This window comes from Planctobacterium sp. AWM4_229, from assembly GCF_056160305.1.
In genome coordinates this window covers 317,415-334,853 of record NZ_JBSWWX010000007.1, presented here as the reverse complement: position 1 = coordinate 334,853, position 17,439 = coordinate 317,415, and the positions used below count along the sequence as shown (strand labels likewise).

The window sequence follows — 17,439 nt, the reverse complement described above, 5'->3', positions numbered from 1 at the left end:
TTATAGTATATCGGTTCCACGGTGCGTAACTAAAGCTGCAGAATGTGAAAAATTATGAAGCGACTGCAGCTTGTTCAGGTATCTCAGTATAGAAAGTGTAAAGTACTCTGAATCGCTGCCTTCCAGCCAGAGAGCAGTTTGTTACGAGTGACTTCTGGCAGTTCTGGATTGAATTTACGTTCAATGGCATGCTTTTGTGCCAAATCTTCCATTGATGCGTAAATACCGGCTTTCAATCCTGCCAGGTATGCTGCCCCTAACGCCGTGGTTTCCATAATTTCTGGACGGGCTACTTCAATGTTCAGCACATCACTGATGAACTGACATACCCAGTTGTTGGCTACCATGCCACCATCAACATTGATAGACGTGGCTGTAACGCCGTCTTGTGACATGGCCTCCAGCAAATCAAATGTCTGATAAGCCACGGATTCCAGCGCGGCTCTGGCAAAGTGATCAGGAGATGTTGCTCTGGTCATGCCAAAGATAGAGGCGCGTGCAAGTGGATCCCAGTATGGTGCGCCTAGTCCTGCAAATGCAGGTACCATGTAGACTCCGTGCTCGTAGTTTAATTGTTGCGCCATAGTTTCAGTATCTCTGGCATCCTCAATAACACCGATACCGTCTCTCAGCCATTGCACTGCTGCTCCGGCGATAAAAATGGAGCCTTCCAGGGCATAGCTCACCTTGCCATTAATTTGATAGGCAATGGTAGATAACAGGTTGTTTCTGGAGGTGAGTACCTTTTCACCTGTGTTCAATAGAACAAAGCACCCGGTGCCGTAAGTACTTTTAATAGAGCCCTCGTTAAAACAGCATTGTCCTACCGTTGCTGCTTGCTGATCACCCGCCACACCATTAATTGGAATTGCTTCACCAAACAAATCAGGATCTGTCGTACCAAAATCATCAGCACACTCTTTTACCTGCGGCAAAATCGTATCCGGTACCTGAAATAATGTCAGTAATTCGTCATCCCAGCTCAATGAATTAATGTTGAAAAGGTTGGTGCGGCTGGCATTAGTAACGTCTGTCAGGTGTTCTTTACCACCAGTGAGTCGCCAGATTAGAAAACTATCTACAGTACCAAAGGCTAGTTCCCCCGCTTCAGCGCGTTGTCTTGCACCTTCTACGTTATCCAGTATCCAGGCAACTTTTGTGGCAGAAAAATAAGGATCGAGTAACAAACCTGATTTTGATTGCACTAAATTGAGGGTTTCATCGGTACGTAACTTATCGCAAAAAGCGGCGGTACGTCGGTCTTGCCAGACAATGGCATTGTAGATAGGTTTACCGGTTTTCTTATCCCATATCAGTGTGGTTTCTCTTTGGTTAGTAATGCCAATAGTGACCACCTGGGCGCCAATAGTTTTAGCCTCGCTTAAGGCATCCCGGCATACTTTCAGTGTACCAGACCATATTTCTTCCGGGTCGTGTTCTACCCATCCGTCGTCGGGGTAATGCTGAGCAAACTCTTGCTGGGCACTACAGATGATTTTTCCGGTTTCGCTGAAAATAATGGCACGAGTTGACGTAGTTCCCTGGTCTATAGCCAATATGCAATTCTCAAAACTCATTGTTGATCTCACTCGCCTTGTTGTCTGGTGTTGCTGCAGGTAATGATATTCCACCTTTGCGCAATTCATGATCTTATGTCTGATATAAGACTAGGTTACTTTATTTTCTGTAACCACTCAATCTTTCATACATCTTTCAAAGATAGCGCCATTTCCGAGATCTTGCTGTTACAAACGATGGAAAAATAATCAAAGGAGAAAAACACCGTAATTTCAATTACTTCAGTAGATCCACAATTTACCACCCAGATTAAGTGGGGAAAATAAGCCGAAATTAACTTGACAGGGGCATAGTGTGGTTCCTAAACTGTCAATTGTGGGTAAAAGTGGCATAAAGTGGATTTTTTGGTGTCTACCGTGCCTTTTCTAAAAACAATAAAAACATTTGGGCTAGGGGAATGTTCCGCGGCGCTAACGCAATCAATCTGGACACTAAAGGCCGGGTGACGATACCAACAAGGTATCGTCAGTCGCTTCTGGATGATTGTCAGGGACAATTGGTTTGTACAATAGACACTCAACAACCCTGCTTGCTGCTTTACCCACTTTCCGAATGGGAAGAAATCGAGTTGAAACTCAGCCGTCTATCCAGCATGAATCCTCATGAACGTCGCTTGCAGCGGCTGTTGCTCGGTTATGCCAATGAGGGCGAAATGGATAAAAACGGGCGTTTTTTGCTCTCTGCTCCTCTTCGTCAACACGCCGACCTCTCCAAAGAAATCATGTTGGTGGGGCAACTCAACAAGTTCGAAATCTGGAATACCCAAACTTGGGAACAACAAATCCAAACCGATATTGCCACTGAGCAAGACGCGGGCTTCGATCTTACCGAACGTTTACAGGACTTCTCACTCTAATGGCCAGCACTTTTACCCACACATCTGTGCTGTTGCATGAATCTATTTCTGCATTGGCCATTAAACCTGATGGAATCTATGTAGATGCGACGTTTGGTCGAGGTGGTCACTCCAGACTCATTCTTGAAAACCTTGGGGAACAAGGGCGACTTATTGCTTTTGACCGGGATCCCAGTGCTATTGAAGCGTCCAAAGCGTTTGCTGATGACAAACGTTTTCAGATTGTGCATTCCGCATTTTCAGAGATGGATATCGCATTGGCAGACATGGGCTTATCAGGCAAGATCGATGGGGTGCTAATGGATCTTGGGGTATCTTCACCACAGCTGGATGACGCTGGTCGAGGCTTCAGCTTCATGAAGGACGGTCCTCTGGATATGCGCATGGATACCAGCAAAGGTGTCAGTGCCAGCGAGTGGTTGAATAGCGCAGATGAAGCGGATATCGCCGCGGTCATCAAGGAGTTTGGTGAGGAAAAATTTGGCAAACGAATCGCCCACGCCATTGTTAACACGCGCAAAACAACGCCGCTAAGCTCCACTTTGCAACTGGCAAAATTGATTGACGAGGCGGTACCCGTAAAAGACAAATTCAAGCATCCAGCCACCCGGGCATTTCAAGGGATACGTATCTTTATCAATGATGAACTGGGAGAAATTGAGCGCGGTTTGGCGGCAGCTTTAAACGTTCTGGCAACAGATGGACGGCTTGCCGTAATTAGTTTTCATTCTCTCGAAGACCGCTACGTTAAGCGTTTTATGCGGGACTTGAGTCGCGGTATGCAAGTACCTGCGGGATTGCCAATCAGGGAAGAAGAAATAAACGCCAGTAAAAAATTGCGTCTCATTGGCAAAGCGTTAAAACCTGACGAAAGCGAAATAAAGCGCAACGTCCGAGCCCGGAGCTCGGTGCTAAGAGTGGCGGAGAAGTTATGACGAACAACTTCAATCTGGTCACAATTATTCTCACCGACATCACTCGTAACTTGTTGCGAGTGTTGTTGTTTACGGCTGTACTAATTAGTGCGCTAGCCGTAATCTTGAGTGCCCATAACAATCGTCAGTTGTTAATTGAAAAAGAGAAAGCATTGCAAGAGCGTGATCGCCTGGATGTCGAATGGCGCAACTTGATTTTAGAACAAGGCGCATTAACCGAGCACAACCGCATTGAATCTTTGGTGATGGATCAGTTAGACATGTATCGTCCCGGTCCGGAAGAAGAAGTGGTAGTGAGGGTGAAATGACCGGATCCGCAAAGAGAAACAAAAAGGTAGCTAAACCCACTACAGTACAGTGGCGCTTTATCACTGTTTTGACCCTCGTCTGTTTGGTGTTCGTTGGTCTTGCTGTGAGAGCGGCTTACATTCAGGTAATCGATCCCGATATGTTGGTTAAAAAAGGCGATAGTCGCACCGAGCGTGTTCGTCAAACCCGGGTTCACAGAGGTTTAATCCTGGATCGCAATGGCGAAGAACTGGCGGTAAGTGTTCCGGTTCGGGCTATTTGGGCCGATCCCAAAACCATCCACGAAAACGATGGTTTGCGCAGTCAAAAGCGTTGGGAAGCCTTGGCTGATGTGATTGGCCAGGATGTAGATAAAATTTTGAATCGCGTTAAAAATCCGGAAAAACGCTTCGTTTACATTCAGCGTCAAGTATCACCTGCCATGGCTGACTATGTTGCTGAATTGAAAATTCCCGGGGTTTACTTACGTGATGAGTCGCGCCGTTTTTATCCCGCTGGCGAAGTTTCTGCACATCTGATTGGTTTTACGGATGTCGACGATAAAGGTCTGGAAGGAATAGAGCGGATCTATAATGAAGTGTTGAGCGGCACGCCCGATCGTCGTGAAGTCAGTATTGATGCCAAAGGCCGTTCTGTCGAATTACATTCTGAGGAGTCAGGGAAAAAACCCCAGAACATCCAGTTAACTATTGACCAGCGTATTCAGGCGTTGGCTTATAAAGAAGTAAAGCGCGCAGTTAGCCTGTTAGAGGCCACCTCCGGTTCCGCCGTTGTTGCAGACGTTCACACTGGAGAGATACTGGCACTGGTCAATAGTCCTTCTTTTAATCCCAATAATCGCCAAGGTGTGCCAGCCCACCGTATTCGCAATCGCGCGGTAACCGATACATTTGAGCCGGGTTCTTCGGTAAAACCACTCGCTGTAGTCAGTGCTTTGGAATTTGGCAGTGTTGAGTTGGACACGCAGATTGATACCTCACCCGGTTGGATGCGTATCGGTGGAGCCTACGTAAGGGATCCTCGCAACTACGGTGTACTTGATTTAACCGAAATTGTTAAAAAATCCAGCAATATGGGGACATCGAAACTGGCATTTTCAATCCCTCGTAGGCAGTTTTTGGATACTTATTATGAAGTGGGATTGATTGGTGACACTGGCAGTAACCTGTTAGGTGAAAGTGGTGGCATATTTCACGAGCGTTCGCGCTGGTCAGACCATGAGGTTGCCAGTTTGTCGTTTGGATATGGTATCGCTGTGACCACACTGCAGTTGGCCAGAATGTATGCCACATTAGCTAATGGTGGTATTCGCCGTCCGTTGAGTATCATCAAATCACAACAGGTTCCTGAGGGCGAACGAGCGTTGTCCAGCCAAACTGCCAATGCAGTTATTGAAATGATGGAGCAAGTGGTATCAGACACCGGAACGGGTAAAAAAGCGCAGGTTCCGGGTTATCGCGTGGCAGGCAAAACCGGCACCAGCCGGAAAGCGGTACCAGGTGGTTATGGTGAAGAATATGTAAATATCTTTGCCGGGCTTGCGCCAGTTTCGGATCCGCAAGTGGCCGTGGTGATTTTAATCAATGAACCCGGCGGAGACTTATATCACTCGGGCGATACAGCGGCGCCCGTGTTTTCGCGCGTGATGTCGGGTGCACTGCAAATGCTTAACGTCCCGCCGGATGATAAATCTGTTTCCTCTTTAGCGGCAATCAGGGGGAAGCGCAATGACTCCTGATATGACTGTGTGCAATCTCAAACAAATGTTGCAGCCTTTTGCTATTGATGCTCCCGAATTAGAGCTAGACGATCTGGTATTGGATAGTCGCGAAGTGGCAATTCACAAAGGTTTCCTTGCTGTCGCGGGTCATAACCTGGACGGTAGAGATTTCATTCCACAAGCAGTAAGCTTGGGGGCCAAAGTGATCCTCGCTGAAACGGATGTGGAAACTGAGCATGGTCAAATGTCTATGCGTGAGCATTCTCTTATTATTCAGTTTTATCGCTTAAATGAGCAGATTTCTGCACTCGCTGATGTGTTTTTTAAGCACCCCACTCACGCTTTGAATACGGTTGCTGTCACCGGAACCAATGGAAAAACTTCAACAACCCATTTTTTATGTCAACTGAGTGACTTGATGAAGCAAACCGCTTGGTTCGCAGGGACATTAGGCTATGGAACTGTTGATAACTTACAGACAGCCAAAAATACCACACCTGATCCGGTGAGCATTCAGCGATTGGCCTTTCAGGCAGTTAACGCAAAAGCATCGGATTTGATGTTTGAAGCCTCCAGTCACGCACTGGTGCAAGGGCGCATAAGTGCAGTACAAACTCGCGTCGCGGTATTTACTAACTTATCGCGTGATCATTTGGATTACCATGGCACGATGGAAGCTTACGCGGAGGCGAAACGCAGGTTGATGAATCAACCGGGTTTGGAAACCATTGTTCTCAATCAAAGTGATGCCGAGCACAGTAACTGGTTACGCTTTAAGCCCAAACATCTGAAAGTAATATTGGTGGGCCTATCTGAACTAAGCAGTTGCCCGCATCCATTTTGTTTTGCTGATGAAATAAAGCTTAATGCCTCAGGCATCAACTTCAGGCTACATTCAAGTTGGGGTGAAGCTCAAATTAGCTTGCCAATGTACGGTGAATTTAACGTGCTAAATGTACTTAGCGCTATCGCCGCTCAAATTGCATTGGGGCGTAATTTTAATGAAGTTGTTAAAGCCGCAAAACAACTTGCGCCTGTTGCGGGGCGCGCTGAGTTTTTCAGAGCCCCCGGAAAACCCGACATTGTTGTAGATTACGCTCATACGCCAGATGCATTACACAAGATTTTGCGTTCCATGCGCGCTCATTGTCACGGCAAGCTCATTTGTGTGTTTGGTTGTGGTGGCGACAGAGATCAAGGAAAAAGGCCAGAAATGGGGCGTATTGCCAGCAAGGATTCAGATTGGGTTGTGCTTACCAATGATAATGTGCGCAATGAAAATGCCCAAGACATCATCGCTGATATCTTGCAAGGCATTGCTCAGCAAGAAAAGGTATACATAGAGACAGACCGTGAAGAAGCCATTCGCTGGGCGGTAAATAAAGGTGAAGCGGGAGATCTAATCGTACTGGCTGGAAAAGGCCATGAAACCTCGCAAATCATTGGCGATACGATAACCGGTTACGACGAAAGACAGTTTATTAAATCACTTTACAAGGTGGCATCATGATTGAAGTATCTTTGTCCTGGATTGCAGAAAAAGTTCAGGGGACATTGAATGGTCAGGATATCCAGGTGAATCAGGTGAGTACGGATACCCGTAGCATCGAGTCCGGGAGTTTGTTTATAGCCTTGATGGGGCCTAATTTTGATGCCCATGATTTTATCGCTCAAGCAGTAGATGCAGGTGCTGCCGCTGTAATGGTAAGCAAACCTGTTGATACGCCATTGCCGGTTATCACGGTGGAAGATACGCGTTTAGCATTGGGCTCGCTTGGCGCAGCGGTTCGCGATGAAGTGGCACCCAAAACCGTTGGCATTACAGGTAGTTCGGGTAAAACCACAGTCAAGGAAATGGTGGCTTCTATTCTTTCCTTAAAGGGTAATGTTTTGGCCACTAAAGGTAACTTTAACAACGAAATTGGTGTGCCACTGACTCTATTAAGATTAGAGCGGCAACACGAATATGCGGTCGTCGAAATGGGGGCTAATCACCTTGGTGAGATTGATTATACCTGCTCCCTTGCGAAACCCGATGTTTCCACTATTGTGAATGCTTCCGCTGCTCACCTGGAAGGTTTTGGTTCACTGTTTGGTGTTGCTAGGGCAAAAAGTGAAATTTTTAATGGCTTACTGCACGAAGGATTGGCGATTTTAAATAAAGACAGTCAATTTTACGAATACTGGGCAGGAAAGTTCAGTGGTGAACGCACAGCGACCTTCTCGATGGATTCCAGCGATGCAGATTTTTATCCCGAAGACATTATCCTCGGCCTGGATGGCTGTGCCCAATTTTATTTGTGTACACCGCAGGGTAAGACCAGTGTTTGGCTAACTCTGCCGGGTATGCACAATGTTAATAATGCGCTGGTAGCAGCGGCTCTGGCGATGGAAGTCGGTGCAAATCTGGAACAAGTAAAAAATGGTCTGCAGCAGTTACAGCAGGTTTCGGGCCGTTTGAATATCAAGCAACTCAGTCGCCAGGTTCGTGTTCTGGATGATACCTATAATGCCAATGTCGCCTCAGTGAACGCTGCGATAGACGTATTGAGTAGCTTTTCTGGACGCCGTATCGTGATTTTAGGTGATATGGGGGAGTTGGGGGAAAAGGCGCGCTTTTATCACGAAAAAGTCGGTGAATATGCCCTTCAGAATGGGGTAAATGATTTTTACTCACTGGGAGTGTTGAGCCAAAGTGCCAGTGACGTGTTTGCTAACAATGGTCATCATTTCTCGGATGTCGACTCATTGATTGCCTCGATTACTGACGCCCTTGCCAATGAGCAACAAGATATTTCGATTTTGGTTAAAGGCTCAAGAAGTGCCCGTATGGAAAATGTTGTAAAAGCCCTGGAGGAATCTCCGGTGGGAAAGTTTGACCGCTCAAGGGAGCGAATAGCATGTTAATTTGGTTGGCCGAATGGCTGCAGCAATTTGATGCCGGGTTTAATGTATTTTCATACTTAACCATGCGCGCAATATTAAGTACCTTGACAGCACTGCTCATTGCCGTGTTGTTGGGACCCAGAGTGATCCGCTGGTTGCAGCATTTGCAAATCGGGCAAACCGTCAGAAGTGATGGTCCACAATCACATTTGAGCAAGTCGGGAACGCCCACTATGGGGGGCTTGCTTATTTTGGCTGCCATTACCATCAGCGTTTTGTTATGGGCAGACTTGAGCAATCGCTATGTCTGGGTGACGCTGGCAATCATAGTGGGTTACGGCATTATTGGCTTTGTTGATGATTATCGCAAAGTGGTGCGTAAAGATCCCAAAGGCTTAATTGCTAAATGGAAATATTTCTGGCAATCAGTCATTGCCATTGTGGTGGCGTTTTATTTGTATGCCAATAGTCAAAGCCCAGCTGAAACCGCCTTGCTGGTTCCCTTTTTCAAAGAAGTGATGCCGCAGCTGGGCTTGTTTTTCGTTGTGATGGCCTACTTTGTCATCGTGGGCACCAGCAATGCCGTTAATTTAACTGATGGCCTGGATGGTCTCGCGATTGTTCCCACCATTCTGGTGGCGGGTGCATTGGCTATATTTGCCTATGTTACCGGTAACGTTAACTTTTCTGAATATTTACAGCTCCCTTATATTCCTCTCACCAGCGAGTTAGTGGTGGTGTGTACTGCAATTGTGGGCGCTGGTTTAGGCTTTTTGTGGTTTAACACTTATCCCGCAATGGTGTTTATGGGCGATGTTGGCTCGCTGGCGCTCGGCGGTGCTTTAGGTATTTTAGCCGTGTTAGTGCGCCAGGAATTGGTATTGGTGATCATGGGCGGTGTTTTTGTGATGGAAACTCTGTCGGTGATATTGCAGGTGGGCTCTTACAAATTGCGTGGTCAACGCATCTTCAGAATGGCTCCGCTGCATCATCATTACGAGCTAAAGGGCTGGCCAGAGCCGCGTGTGATTGTGCGCTTTTGGATCATTTCGCTGATCCTGGTGCTTATCGGCTTAGCTACATTGAAACTCAGGTAGAATCAAATGTTAGTGTCGCAACTGAAAAACAAAAAAATCGCGATAGTGGGAATGGGCCTCACGGGTCAATCTTGCGCGCGTTTTCTGGCGCGACACGATATAGATGCAGTGGGCTTTGATAGCCGCAATTTGAGTGAGGCTGACTTCGATATTCGCTGCCAATTTGGTGCCTTCCAGGAAAATCAGTTCATTGATTTTGATGTCATCTTATTAAGCCCGGGGATTTCACTGCTCTCACCAGCCATCAAGCGCGCTGTTGAATGCGGTGTCGAGATTAGTAGTGATATCGCACTTTTTGCCGCCAACTTTTCTGGTGAAATCATTGGTGTAACCGGCTCAAATGGCAAGTCAACGGTAGTCAGTTTGCTGCAGGCGATATTCCTCGAAGCTGAAATGACGGTTGCTGTGGGTGGCAATATAGGTGTTCCGGCACTGGATATAATGGACAAAGACATTGCAATAGCTGTGTTGGAGTTATCCAGCTTTCAATTAGAGACTGCAAGAAATTTACCCTTAAGAGCCGCTGCGGTACTCAATGTCTGTGAAGATCACATGGACCGCTACCCAGACTTTCAAAGCTATTGCGCTGCTAAGCAGTCAATCTTTGACAATGCTGAATTTAAACTGGCGAATAGCGAGGATAAGAATACCTGGCCTGTGAATGGCAACGCCAACGCCTATATCAATAGAAAAAATGAAGAAGTTGGCTTTGGGTTAGAGTTTTCGCCAGCAGCCATTACCTTAGATGGTGAGCCGTTCATTTATGCCAATGAGCTTAAGGTTACGGGCATTCACAATCTACTTAATATTCAGGCTGCTTGTATTATTGCCAGTCAATTGGGTGTCGCGTCAGGTGTTATCAAGAGAGCCGTTTGCGGTTTTGAAGGATTAGCCCATCGCTGTCAGTTAATTGCTAATAAGCAGGGGATTAGCTGGGTCAACGATTCTAAAGCTACCAATGTCGGAGCGACTATCGCCGCGATTGAAGGGCTGCGTCCTTTGGTGAATGGCAAACTTTGTTTAATCGCTGGTGGTGATGCTAAACAAGCGGATTTAAGTCCACTGGCAAGCCGAATTGAACGCGACGTAAATCGATTGATTACCTTAGGCAAAGATGGACACCTTTTGGCAGAAATGAAAGAGGACAGCATCAAGGTGCAGACTTTGCAAGAAGCTGTCAAAGTGGCTGCGAACGGAGGCGAATGTGGTGACATGGTGTTGTTGTCTCCGGCGTGTGCAAGTTTAGATATGTTTGATAATTATCAGCATCGTGGCCAGGTGTTTGTTGATGCGGTGGAGGAGCTTCTCTGATGCAGGTGTCCTCCAGCTATTTACCCGATTTATTTGCATGGCGTCATGATCGCGGCACTCCGGAACGTCCTTATGACCTCGGGCTGCTAATGGCGGCACTGATTCTGATGGCGATTGGTTTTGTCATGGTAACTTCGGCCTCAATGCCCGTCGCAGAACGGTTGTTTGATAACCCTTTTCATTTTTCAATCAGACATGCCATTTATCTCATTATTGCCAGTATGGCGGCATTGGTAGCTTTGATGATCCCCATGAGTTGGTGGCAAAAAACCAATGCCTATTTGTTATTTTTTGCCATAGGTTTGCTTATTATGGTGCTATTGGTGGGGCGAACAGTTAATGGTAGTACTCGTTGGCTGGCTATCGGACCCATAACTATACAGGCGGCAGAACCGGCAAAACTGTTTTTCTTCTGTTATTTAGCGGGGTACATGGTACGTCGTTACGGTGAAGTCACCGAGAACCTGAAGGGATTTATTAAACCTCTCATCGTATTCTTCGTTTTAGCCTTGCTGTTGCTGGCTCAGCCGGATTTGGGAACCGTTATTGTGATGTTTGCCACGACGGTGGGTTTGCTGTTTTTAGCTGGCGCTAAACTGTGGCAGTTTTTTGGTTTAGCCTTTACAGGTATTGCAGCGGTTGCTTCGTTAATCCTGGTGGAAGAATATCGAATGCGCCGGGTAACAGCCTTCTTAGATCCTTGGGCAGACCCCTTTGGAGCCGGATATCAGCTTACTCAATCTTTAATGGCTTGGGGGCGGGGTAATCTTTCAGGTGAGGGCTTGGGAAATAGTTTACAAAAACTCGAGTTTTTACCAGAGGCTCATACAGATTTTATTATGTCTATTGTGGCAGAAGAATTGGGCCTGGTGGGCGTGCTGCTCATTCTTGGACTGCTACTTTTCATCGTTGTGAAGTCTTTAAAACTCGGTAGCAAAGCACTGCAAATGGAACGACCCTACGAAGGGTTTATGGCGTATTCCATAGGAATCTGGATCAGTTTTCAAACAGCGGTAAATGTCGGCGCCAGCTCAGGCGTATTGCCCACCAAGGGGTTAACTTTGCCATTGGTTAGTGCGGGGGGCTCCAGCCTTATCATCATGTCGGTCGCTATCGCTATCCTGTTGCGTATTGATTTCGAACTGAAAACCGGCAAATTACAGGCCATGAGCAAGGTCAAAGCCACAAAAAAGGCGAAAAAAGTCGCCAGAACTAAAAGCCGACAGGAGCGCCTCAATGATGACTAAGCGACTTCTTGTCATGGCTGGCGGTACTGGCGGACATGTATTTCCGGGATTGGCTGTGGCCGAGCATTTAAAAGCTTTGGGGTGGCAAGTGGAATGGCTGGGAACCGCTGATCGAATGGAAGCACAACTTGTACCCAAACACGGATTCAATATCAATTTTGTCAATGTCTCCGGTGTTCGCGGCAATGGATTTGTACGCCTCATCAAAGCGCCATTTATGGTGTTGAATGCGGTACTTCAATCTATCAAAATACTGCGTAAATTTAAGCCGCACCTGGTGCTCGGTATGGGTGGTTATGCGAGTGGTCCGGGGGGCGCGGCGGCCTGGTTGTGTGGCATTCCGTTGGTGTTACACGAACAAAATGCCACGCCGGGACTCACCAACAAAATACTGGCTCGTTTTGCCAGAAAGGTGTTAACCGCATTTGATATACCCCATTGGCAAACAACAGGTGCTAAAAAGTATCAGGTGGGTAACCCCGTTCGCGCTGAGTTTGCTTCGGTGAGTGAGAAAAAGTCAGTCGAAACTGAGCTGAAGATTCTAATTTGTGGTGGCAGTCTTGGGGCAAGAGTATTGAATCAACAGGTCCCTGCAGCATTAGCACAACTTGCGACCAGGGATTTTAGCGTTTGGCATCAAGCGGGCAAAGGTAACAGCGACAATGTGTTGAGTGCATACCAGACCGTAGGGTTTAGCGAAAGCAACTTACGGGTCAGTGATTTTATTGATGAGATGGTGCAGGCTTACGAGTGGGCGGATATCGTGATCTGCCGAGCCGGTGCTTTGACAGTGTCTGAAGTGGCATTGGCAGGACGGTGCGCTATTTTCGTTCCTTTACCTCATGCTGTCGATGATCATCAAACCAAAAATGCCCAATATCTTGTGGCAAATGAAGCGGCATTTCTGTTGCCGCAACGGCAACTGGAGCAAGGTGGTTTAGTACAGGTGCTAGAAAAATTGATTGCAAAGAGAGAAAGCATTATCGATATGTCACAAAAAGCCAGGGCTTGTGGTGAGCGAAAAGCAACCGAAAAAGTTGCTAATATTTGCGTCCAGGAGGCGAGTGCAAAACCATGAATAAGCAAGCAATCGCGACATTTGCCAACCCGATTATGGGACGTATTCGAAGAATTCATTTTGTTGGGATCGGTGGCGTCGGTATGGCGGGCATTGCCGAAGTGTTGATCAATGAGAACTACGAAGTATCAGGCTCTGATATAAATGTCAGTAATTTAACGCGCCACCTGACGAGCTTAGGGGCGAATGTTTTTCAAGGACATGCAGAGTCAAACATCGCTGATGTGGATGTGGTGGTGGTATCTAGTGCCATCGATCCGCAAAATCCAGAAATTAAAGCGGCATTAGCCAGACGTATCCCCATTATTCGCCGTGCTGAAATGTTGGCGGAGTTAATGCGCTTTCGTCATGGCATCGCAATATCTGGTACTCATGGTAAAACCACAACCACAAGCTTGACGGCGACTATCTTTGCTGAAGGCCAGCTGGACCCAACGTTTGTTATAGGCGGGCGGTTAAATAGTGCCGGAAGTAATGCTCGATTGGGCAGCAGTCGTTATTTGATTGCTGAAGCTGATGAAAGTGATGCGTCGTTTTTACATCTACAACCAATGGTTGCGGTGGTAACCAACATCGAACCAGATCACATGGAAAACTATGGCGGTGACTTTGCCCGGATGCAGGACACCTACATAGAATTCCTGCATAACTTACCTTTTTATGGTTTAGCGGTGCTGTGTATTGATGACGAAACGATTTGTAGCCTGTTGCCTAAAATAAGCCGCCAGTATACCACCTACGGTTTTCATGAAGATGCGGATGTTAGAGCGTGTGACGTACAGTTAGGACTCAATCAGTGCCAGTTTGTGGTTAAACGCAGACAAGGCGCAGACTTACAAATACAGCTAAATCTGGCGGGTAAGCACAATATCCAAAACGCCCTTGCGGCCATTGCTGTCGCTACCGCTGAAGGTGTGAGCGATCGGGCGATTCAGAATGCACTTCAGCATTTCCAAGGCATCGGTCGCCGCTTTGAAATATTAGGCGACTATCAAACACAGCAAGGTGAGGTTATCCTGGTGGATGATTATGGCCATCACCCAACTGAAGTTGCTGCAACTATCGAAGTCGCTCGCAATAATTGGCCAGATAAGCGGCTGGTGATGGTCTATCAACCTCACCGTTTTACCCGAACACGCGATTTGTACGAAGATTTCGTCAGGGTGTTATCTCAGGTGGATTTACTCCTGTTACTAGACGTGTATCCCGCAGGCGAAAAACCGATTGAAGGGGCTGACAGTCGCTCACTGTGTCGTACTATTCGCAATCGTGGCGGCATTGATCCAATCCATATAGATGCCTTGAGTGAAGTCCCTAAGGTGTTAGCAAATGTTTTAAAAAACGGCGATGTGTTGATGACCCAAGGCGCTGGCAACGTGGGTGTTTTGGCTAAGCAACTACAACAAACCCGGTTGGATACGGAAAAACTTTTAGAGTTGGTGGTATAAGAAGTGAGCAACAGAGCAATGGCGAAAATCGCAGTATTATTCGGAGGCGATTCCGCAGAACGGGAGGTTTCGCTGCGCTCCGGAGAGGCGGTAGCGAATGCCCTGGAAGAGCATGGTTTAAACGTACTTCGATTTGATCCAGCTAACCGTTCGATTACCGAGTTGGTATCGGAAAATGTTGAGCACGTGGTTATCATGTTACATGGTCGTGGCGGTGAAGATGGCGCCATCCAGGGGGCTCTCCAGTCTTTGGGGATAGCTTACAGCGGCAGTGGGGTGATGGGGTCGGCCTTGGCGATGGATAAGATTCGCAGTAAGCGTATCTTTCAGTCTGAAGGACTACCAACAGCACCTTACTACGTGGCCACTGAAGCGTCCCTTGAAGCATTCGATGCTCAGGCGGTAATGAGCCAGTTAAACAATGAGATTATGGTAAAACCTGCGCTAGAAGGGTCTAGCATAGGAATGTCCAGAGTAAAATCTGCGGAAGAGTTAGAAGCCGCCATTACTAAGGCATTGCAGTTTGATCGTGAAGTTCTGGTGGAGCAATACGTAACCGGTAAAGAATATACGGTTTCAATTCTGGCTGATAAAGCCTTGCCTTCAATCAGAATGGAAACGCCCCACAGTTTTTATGATTACGAGGCGAAGTACCACACCAATACCACACAATATCATTGCCCTTCTGGTTTAACTGCAGAAGAAGAACAGCAGCTGGCTGATATTGCCATGCGCGCTTTTAAAGCTGTGGGAGCGTCGGGTTGGGGGCGTGTAGATGTCATGTGTGATCTGCAGGGCAATTATTTTATTTTGGAAGTGAATACCGTACCCGGAATGACGGAAAAAAGTTTGGTGCCAATGGCGGCAAAACAGGCAGGCATGAGTTTTACAGATTTGGTACTGGCGATTGCACAAACCTGCGAGTGTCGCCGTTGATATGGAGCAGCAAGATGCGCAAAAGTGGCGTTCAGCGGAGTTTATCGCTGGTGTAGCATTTTTGCTCATTGTCTTGGCATTATTAATTATTGCAGGTCAATGGGTAGCGCAATGGTTACAGGATGAACAAAAAGTACCTTTGCGACAGGTGTTGGTTTCCGGAGAGTTACAACAATTGTCGGCGGAGGATATTAATCGTGCTGTCAGGCAGGAGGGCGCGGTCAGTTTATTTGCGATTGATGTGGATGAAACCCATCAAGCGATAGAGAGTTTACCTTGGGTGTATCAGGCATCGATAAGGAAGTCATGGCCTGATACCTTGAAAGTCTATGTGATTGAGCAAGTTGCTGTGGCTCGGTGGAACGAGGACATGTTGCTCAATCAATACGGTGGCGTTTTTGATGCAGGATGGCAGGGAAGTACGTTACCTGCGTTGTTCGGTCCTGGTGGCAGTGAGCAAACGGTATTACAAGGATTGAAGGCCATGCAAAGTTTATTAGATGGCAGCCAGTTAACGATTGCCGAGCTGTCTTTAAGTGAGCGCTACGCATGGCATTTAAAACTGGAAAACGGCATACAATTGCGTCTCGGACGCACAGAATTTATAGACAGATTACAGCGGTTTATTGATGTCTATCCGTTGTTGTTAAAGAATGAAAAGGCAGTCGCCTATGTGGACCTTCGTTATGATACGGGGCTTGCGGTGGGATGGCGGGATAAAACGCCGTCTTGAATTAACAGGTTGTGACAGGAAATAGAAACATCGTGTCAAAAGTAACAGACAGAAATTTAGTGGTAGGTCTGGATATCGGAACCGCCAACATTAAAGCGGTGGTAGGTGAGCTGGGAGAAGACGGTTCAATCAGTATCGTTGGTGTTGGTTCGAATCCGTCAAGAGGCATGGATAAAGGCGGGGTGAATGACCTGGACCTGGTGGTGCAGTCCGTTAAAAGGGCCGTTAATGAGCTTGAGTTAATGGCGGATTGTCAGGTTTCTTCGGTGTTGATGTCGATATCAGGACGACATGTGAAATGTCAAAATGAAAGCGGAATGGTACCCATCAACAATCAGGAAGTGACTCAAGATGACGTTGATAATGTGATCCACGCAGCCCGCTCAGTGCCTATTGCTGCTGAGCGAAAATTGCTGCATGTGCTACCTCAGGATTACACCATTGATGTGCAAGAAGGCATTAAAAATCCGGTGGGTATGTCCGGTGTTCGGATGGAAGCTCGGGCGCATATCGTTACCTGTGCCGATGATATGGCAAAAAATTTGGTAAAATGTGTAGAAAGATGTGAACTTCGAGCGGATCAGATGATATTCTCTGCATTAGCCTCGAGTTATGCCGTGCTCACAGAAGACGAGAAAGAGCTCGGCGTGTGCGTCGTGGATATCGGTGGTGGAACTATCGATATGGTGATCTATTCTGACGGAGCGATCCGACACACGGCGGTTATTCCGGTGGCCGGAAATCAGATAACTAACGATATCGCTAAAATTTTCCGCACACCTATCAGCCACGCTGAAGAAATCAAAGTTAACTATGCCTGTGCTTTGAAAGACATGGTTAGCATGGAAGAAACCATCGAAGTGCCGAGTGTCGGTGGACGAGCTGCTCGTACCATGTCTCGACATACGTTATCTGAAGTGGTTGAACCAAGGTATCAGGAATTATTCGAACTGATACACGAAGAGATCAAGTCCAGTGGATTTGAAGAACAGATTGCTGCCGGTATTGTTTTAACCGGTGGAACCGCAAAAATGGAAGGAGCGGTAGAATTTGCCGAGGAGTTGTTCCAAATGCCAGTAAGAGTAGGAACACCCTTGAATGTGAAAGGATTGGCGGAGTATGTGGATGATGCCACCTACGCTACCGCTGTCGGTTTGTTACATTATGGTAGCGAACAAGTTGTTACCAAGAAAAACAATAAAAATAGTGCCAACGAAAGCATATGGGAACGTGTACAAAGTTGGTTTAAAGGGGAATTTTAACGACGAACCAAAATGCGCTAGGTTCGTTTTTAAGTGCAAGCTA

The 17,439-nt window shown here is 47.0% G+C and carries 15 protein-coding genes; 14 read left to right on the top strand and 1 reads right to left on the bottom strand.

The genetic code is table 11. The features are described from left to right. Nucleotides 1-83 precede the first annotated feature (83 nt). Nucleotides 84-1,577: a glycerol kinase GlpK gene (gene glpK / locus ACXAGP_RS17330; protein WP_475262813.1), complete on the bottom strand. Its 1,494-nt coding sequence runs from the start codon at nucleotides 1,575-1,577 to the stop codon at nucleotides 84-86. Nucleotides 1,578-1,975: 398 nt separating this feature from the next. On the opposite strand from glpK, the gene mraZ reads away from it, so the two are divergent. The 14 genes from mraZ to ftsA are packed head-to-tail and all read left to right on the top strand — an operon-like array spanning nucleotide 1,976 to nucleotide 17,396. Beyond that, on the top strand, nucleotides 1,976-2,434 hold the full coding sequence (gene mraZ / locus ACXAGP_RS17325; RefSeq protein WP_475262812.1) for a division/cell wall cluster transcriptional repressor MraZ: 459 nt from the start codon (nucleotides 1,976-1,978) through the stop codon (nucleotides 2,432-2,434). After that, complete coding sequence (rsmH, locus tag ACXAGP_RS17320; protein ID WP_475262811.1) at nucleotides 2,434-3,369, top strand: 16S rRNA (cytosine(1402)-N(4))-methyltransferase RsmH; 936 nt, start codon at nucleotides 2,434-2,436, stop codon at nucleotides 3,367-3,369. The genes mraZ and rsmH overlap by 1 nt, the downstream gene beginning before the upstream one ends. After that, on the top strand, nucleotides 3,366-3,677 hold the full coding sequence (gene ftsL / locus ACXAGP_RS17315) for a cell division protein FtsL (RefSeq protein ID WP_475262810.1): 312 nt from the start codon (nucleotides 3,366-3,368) through the stop codon (nucleotides 3,675-3,677). Before rsmH ends, ftsL begins: the two co-directional genes overlap by 4 nt. Continuing rightward, the gene (locus tag ACXAGP_RS17310; protein ID WP_475262809.1) at nucleotides 3,674-5,416 is read left to right on the top strand and encodes a peptidoglycan D,D-transpeptidase FtsI family protein; all 1,743 of its coding nucleotides are present in this window, start codon (nucleotides 3,674-3,676) and stop codon (nucleotides 5,414-5,416) included. The genes ftsL and ACXAGP_RS17310 overlap by 4 nt, the downstream gene beginning before the upstream one ends. Next, complete coding sequence (locus tag ACXAGP_RS17305; RefSeq protein ID WP_475262808.1) at nucleotides 5,406-6,908, top strand: UDP-N-acetylmuramoyl-L-alanyl-D-glutamate--2,6-diaminopimelate ligase; 1,503 nt, start codon at nucleotides 5,406-5,408, stop codon at nucleotides 6,906-6,908. The genes ACXAGP_RS17310 and ACXAGP_RS17305 overlap by 11 nt, the downstream gene beginning before the upstream one ends. After that, on the top strand, nucleotides 6,905-8,305 hold the full coding sequence (locus ACXAGP_RS17300; protein ID WP_475262807.1) for a UDP-N-acetylmuramoyl-tripeptide--D-alanyl-D-alanine ligase: 1,401 nt from the start codon (nucleotides 6,905-6,907) through the stop codon (nucleotides 8,303-8,305). The genes ACXAGP_RS17305 and ACXAGP_RS17300 overlap by 4 nt, the downstream gene beginning before the upstream one ends. After that, on the top strand, nucleotides 8,299-9,381 hold the full coding sequence (gene mraY / locus ACXAGP_RS17295; RefSeq protein ID WP_475262806.1) for a phospho-N-acetylmuramoyl-pentapeptide-transferase: 1,083 nt from the start codon (nucleotides 8,299-8,301) through the stop codon (nucleotides 9,379-9,381). The genes ACXAGP_RS17300 and mraY overlap by 7 nt, the downstream gene beginning before the upstream one ends. A 6-nt stretch (nucleotides 9,382-9,387) precedes the next feature. Then, nucleotides 9,388-10,692 carry a UDP-N-acetylmuramoyl-L-alanine--D-glutamate ligase gene (gene murD, locus ACXAGP_RS17290; protein ID WP_475262805.1) on the top strand — a complete coding sequence of 435 codons (1,305 nt, stop codon included), beginning with the start codon at nucleotides 9,388-9,390 and terminating at the stop codon, nucleotides 10,690-10,692. Next, entirely contained in the window at nucleotides 10,692-11,939 is a 1,248-nt protein-coding gene (gene ftsW / locus ACXAGP_RS17285) for a cell division protein FtsW (protein ID WP_475262804.1), read from the top strand. Before murD ends, ftsW begins: the two co-directional genes overlap by 1 nt. Next, nucleotides 11,932-13,017 carry an undecaprenyldiphospho-muramoylpentapeptide beta-N-acetylglucosaminyltransferase gene (gene murG, locus ACXAGP_RS17280; protein WP_475262873.1) on the top strand — a complete coding sequence of 362 codons (1,086 nt, stop codon included), beginning with the start codon at nucleotides 11,932-11,934 and terminating at the stop codon, nucleotides 13,015-13,017. The genes ftsW and murG overlap by 8 nt, the downstream gene beginning before the upstream one ends. Further along, nucleotides 13,014-14,465, top strand: a complete 1,452-nt coding sequence (gene murC, locus ACXAGP_RS17275) for a UDP-N-acetylmuramate--L-alanine ligase (RefSeq protein ID WP_475262803.1) — start codon at nucleotides 13,014-13,016, stop codon at nucleotides 14,463-14,465. The genes murG and murC overlap by 4 nt, the downstream gene beginning before the upstream one ends. An 18-nt stretch (nucleotides 14,466-14,483) precedes the next feature. Next, on the top strand, nucleotides 14,484-15,401 hold the full coding sequence (locus ACXAGP_RS17270; RefSeq protein WP_475262802.1) for a D-alanine--D-alanine ligase: 918 nt from the start codon (nucleotides 14,484-14,486) through the stop codon (nucleotides 15,399-15,401). Further along, the gene (locus tag ACXAGP_RS17265; RefSeq protein WP_475262801.1) at nucleotides 15,373-16,134 is read left to right on the top strand and encodes a cell division protein FtsQ/DivIB; all 762 of its coding nucleotides are present in this window, start codon (nucleotides 15,373-15,375) and stop codon (nucleotides 16,132-16,134) included. Before ACXAGP_RS17270 ends, ACXAGP_RS17265 begins: the two co-directional genes overlap by 29 nt. A gap of 32 nt (nucleotides 16,135-16,166) precedes the next feature. Next, nucleotides 16,167-17,396, top strand: a complete 1,230-nt coding sequence (gene ftsA, locus ACXAGP_RS17260; protein ID WP_475262800.1) for a cell division protein FtsA — start codon at nucleotides 16,167-16,169, stop codon at nucleotides 17,394-17,396. The last annotated feature ends 43 nt before the right edge of the window (nucleotides 17,397-17,439 follow it).